Here is a 4,118-nt window from a genome sequence, read left to right as displayed (position 1 = left end):
GCTGCCAAACCAAGTCTGGTCGATCCGAACCCGGCTCCTGATCGAAAGACGGACCCGCGACCTTGCCCTTTTCAACCTTGCGATCGACAGCAAGTTACGTGGTTGCGACGTCGTCGCCTTGAGGGTCAAAGATGTCGCTCCGAATGGCTATGCGGTCGATCGTGCGACCGTCCGACAGACGAAGACCGGGAGACCGGTCAAGTTCGAGTTGACGGATCAAACCCGGCAAGCAGTTGACGACTTCTTGAAGGACGCCGGCAAGAGCCGAGGTGAGTATTTGTTCACTGGGCGCCGTGTCCGCGATCGGGCGACGACAACCCGCCAATATGCTCGCCTTCTTGCCAACTGGGTGGGAAGCAGCGGGCTTGGCCCGAGGGTGTTTGGCACCCACTCCCTGCGGCGGACCAAGGCACCGCTGATCTACCGCCGCACGGGGAGTTTGCGAGTCGTCCAGCTTTTGCTTGGCCACACCAAGATCGAAAGCACGGTCCGATATCTCGGCATCGAGGTTGACGACGCGCTCGCGATTGCCGAACAAGTTGATGTCTGAATCACCAGGGCAGAGCGGACATGCTCTGCCCATCTCCCATCAGGCGCTTCGGGCCATAAGGCGAAATCCCCAGCGCCTCCCGGAATATTTTCCGCAAACTCGGTCAGCCCAGCTGTCGTTTCGATAGGGCCGATAGGCGAAATCATCCTGTGGGGGGTATTGCGCGTTGGTACTGCCGGAGACCCAGCGTACAGATGTGCCGGACAGGAGTTGTTGACCATGACGCAACAGCGGCCAGTTCGGATCGAGCGCAGGTTATCGGCAATACTGGCGGCCGACGTGTCCGGCTATTCGCGACTAATGCACGAAGACGAAGAGGCTACGCACGCCAAACTGATGACGCTCCTCGCCAGCGGCGTCGAGGCCGCAATCGCGGAACACGGCGGTCGCATCGTGAAGAACACCGGCGACGGGTTCTTGGCAGAGTTTCCAAGTGCCGTCGAAGCGATTCGGGCGGCGATGCAATTCCAAGCGCGCGTGCGCGAACTGACCACCGGCGGCCCGGAGGACAGACGTATCGCTTTTCGGGTGGGCGTCAACATTGGTGATGTAATCGTCGAACCCCACGACATCTTTGGCGATGGAGTCAATATCGCGGCACGGCTCGAGAGCGTCGCAGCACCCGGCGGCATCTGCATCTCCTCGGCTGCCTACGATCAAGTCCAAGGCAAGTTCCGGGATAGGTTCACCGATCTGGGCGAGCAGAACCTCAAAAACATCGGCCGTCCGGTTCGGGCCTATGCCGTGGTTTTGGATGACTCCAGCCGAGCGACGAACTCTCGGCGCGCGGGATCAATCGCACTTGCACCACCTCACCTCTCTATCGTTGTGTTGCCTTTCGCCAACCTCAGCGGCGATCCACAGCAGGATTACTTCGTCGATGGTGTGACCGAGAGCCTGACTACGGATTTGTCACGTATCAGTGGCTCATTTGTTATCGGCCGACACACTGCATTCACCTACAAAGGTAAGGTGATCGATCTCAGGCAGATCGGTCGTGAGTTGAACGTTCGCTATGTGCTTGAAGGCTCGGTACAGCGAAGCGGCAAGCGGCTTCGGGTGAACGTGCAGCTCGTGGACGCAGAAACCGGGGCGCATCTTTGGGCCGATCGTTTTGACAAACCGATTGCCGATCTTTTCGATATGCAGGACGAGATCGTATCCCATCTCGCCAATGCGCTAAATGCTCAGCTGACGGAGCTCGAGGCCCAGCGGTCAGAACGATCTACGCATCGCGGTTCAATGGACCTGTGCTTCCAAGGTAAAGCTTCGTGGAATAAGGGGTGGACGCCTGAACATATGGCACAAGCGCGCGCTTTTTTTGAACAGGCGCTATGCCTCGATCCCGGAAATATCGAGGCGATGGTCGGCATTGCGGTTGTCGATCTTGTGGTTGGAACTAGCTTCTTTACCGACCAACGAACCGCGCATCTTGTGATGGCCGAGGCCGCGCTGGGAAGGGTGCTGTCCCTCGCGCCGAATCATGCCTTTGCCCACTTAGCCTTCGGCGGTGTGCTCATGTGTAGTTTCCGAGCCGCTCAGGGCGTTGCGGAGTGCGAACGAGCGTTGGCGCTGGATCGAAATCTAGCTGAAGCGCACGCGTTAATCGGCTGGGCCAAGTATTTTATGGGGCGCGGAGCAGAGACCGAGACTCATGTCAGTGAAGCATTTCGTCTCTCTCCTCGCGATATCCTCAGCTTCCAGTGGTCGATGATGGTCGGCTTCGCCAAGTTGCAGGTTAGCGAGGACGCCGAAGCACTCGGCTGGTTCCGCCGCAGCATCGAAGCCAACCGTAATCATCCCACCTCGCATTTTGGGCTAGCTGCTGCGCTCGCGCTTCTCGGGAAGCAGAAAGAGGCGCGGGCTGCCGTGAATGTGGGGCTTGCGCTGAATCCGACGTTCACTATCAAACGCTTCAAGAGTTTCTCAGTAAGCGACAATCCGGCGTTTCTCGCAGGTGCCAAGCGCGCAGTAAAAGGGTTTCACTTGGCCGGGGTGCCGGAGGGGTGATGTCGGAGATGGGTCACAAGCGCCGGTCGAAGGTCATGGCAGAGTGGTCCGCTCAGCTCCGGAGAATAGACCTAACCTAGCGGTCGAACGGCTTCGCATTTGGGCCATAACCGGAAGCCAGCTAAATCTGTTACCTCTTGGCGATCAGAACGCCATCGTCCAACGCGGGGAACGGCCAGTCCATCACCCGTCAGCACTGTTCGCCGCCCAAGCGTCCCTATCGACGAACGCGCGGGTCCAAGTATGACAATGGCATGACAGGCGGAATGCGCCAAAGGCTGGCTGACCCTCATATTAGATATGAGTGGAACCGAAGATCGGTGCTACGCAACGCGGGTGGAGAAGAGCACCTTTTGCAGCTTCCGTACTTTCGCGCTGCAACTGCATCGATACTGCCGTTTGCACTGACTCTCTTCCCTTACTCGCCGCGCTCATGTCGCGGGCAAGCCCCCCAAAATTGATCCGTTCGTGTCTATGAGGACTCAAGCTTGAGCCGACGTACAGTTGGAATGTCCGAGTTTGCGAGTGAGTTGGATCTCATCGCGAGTAGCGAAAGCAGATCTAAACATATGTTAAGGCCGCCGTTCCGCACCGCCCGGAATGAAGAAGGCGGAGGATCCCTCACCGCGGGTCATCTCCAGTGACGCATCCGGGCGAGTTGCGTAACTGCCTTCTGGCAACACTGCCGGTATCGGATCTCGATCTGTTGCGGCCCGCGCTGGAGACGGTCGCGCTCGATCAGGACGCGATCCTTGCGCGAGCGGGAAACGAGATCGACTATGTCTTCTTCCCTCGCAGCGGCGCCATCTCGCTGATGATCGACATGGCGGACGGGGAGACGGTCGACACCGCCGTAGTCGGGCGCGAGGGGGCACTTGGCCTTCTTTCGGTGCTCGGGCCGTCACCTTCGGCCACTACCGCGGTCGTTCGTGCAGCGGGCACCGCCTCGCGAATCCCCGCGTCGCGATTTCACGCCGCTTTCAACCGGAGCCCTGCGATCCGGCACGCGGTCCAGATTCACGTCACAGCGATGCTGATGAAGTTTCAGCTCGGCATGGCCTGCAATGCACTGCATCCGGTCAAAGCTCGCATGGCCCGCTGGCTACTCCAGTTTCGCGACCGCATCGACCACGACGTTCTTCCGCTCACGCAGGAGGCCCTGTCGCAAATGCTCGGTGTGCGACGAACGACGGTGACGATCCTGATACGCGATCTGCGCGCATCCGGAGCGATCAAATCTGGTCGACGAGGCAAAATCGAGATCGACCGGTTGCGACTCGCGGCCGCGGCGTGCGAATGCCACGGCACTATGCGTCTCGAATTCGAGAAGATCTTCGCGATGAATACGGCCCGACCTATCTCATTGGCTGTGCCGGATGAAGGGCGTATCCCCTGAAGGGAAGCGTGGTTTTGCATCACAGTAAATCCAGTTGCCCATGTCGCAGATGGGTCTTGGCCGTGTAAAAACGGCTTTACAGGGCCGTCGGCCTTGAAGCCCAAACTGGGCCGGCCTCAGGCCGTGATCGCGGTGATCAGCGGCCTGATCCCGAGGATATTC

3 protein-coding genes are annotated in these 4,118 nt (G+C 59.2%); all 3 read left to right on the top strand.

Annotated features, from left to right (window positions below):
• Window position 1: 1 nt before the first annotated feature.
• The 3 genes from AC629_RS41270 (at window position 2) to AC629_RS41260 (ending at window position 3,956) form a co-directional block, all read left to right on the top strand.
• Window positions 2–550: a tyrosine-type recombinase/integrase gene (locus AC629_RS41270; protein ID WP_084810395.1), complete on the top strand. Its 549-nt coding sequence runs from the start codon at window positions 2–4 to the stop codon at window positions 548–550.
• Window positions 551–769: 219 nt separating this feature from the next.
• Window positions 770–2,560, top strand: coding sequence for an adenylate/guanylate cyclase domain-containing protein (locus tag AC629_RS41265; protein ID WP_084810394.1), 1,791 nt, complete (start codon window positions 770–772; stop codon window positions 2,558–2,560).
• 640 nt (window positions 2,561–3,200) lie between these two features.
• Window positions 3,201–3,956, top strand: coding sequence for a Crp/Fnr family transcriptional regulator (locus AC629_RS41260; protein WP_084810393.1), 756 nt, complete (start codon window positions 3,201–3,203; stop codon window positions 3,954–3,956).
• Window positions 3,957–4,118 lie beyond the last annotated feature (162 nt).

This window comes from Bradyrhizobium sp. NAS80.1 (genome assembly GCF_001908205.1).
GTDB lineage: Bacteria > Pseudomonadota > Alphaproteobacteria > Rhizobiales > Xanthobacteraceae > Bradyrhizobium.
This window is presented reverse-complemented; position numbering and strand designations above follow the sequence as displayed.

Coding starts and splice junctions, on each gene's coding strand:
- AC629_RS41265 (WP_084810394.1), top strand. CDS start 770: ATGACGCAACAGCGGCCAGTTCGGATCGAGCGCAGGTTATCGGCAATA.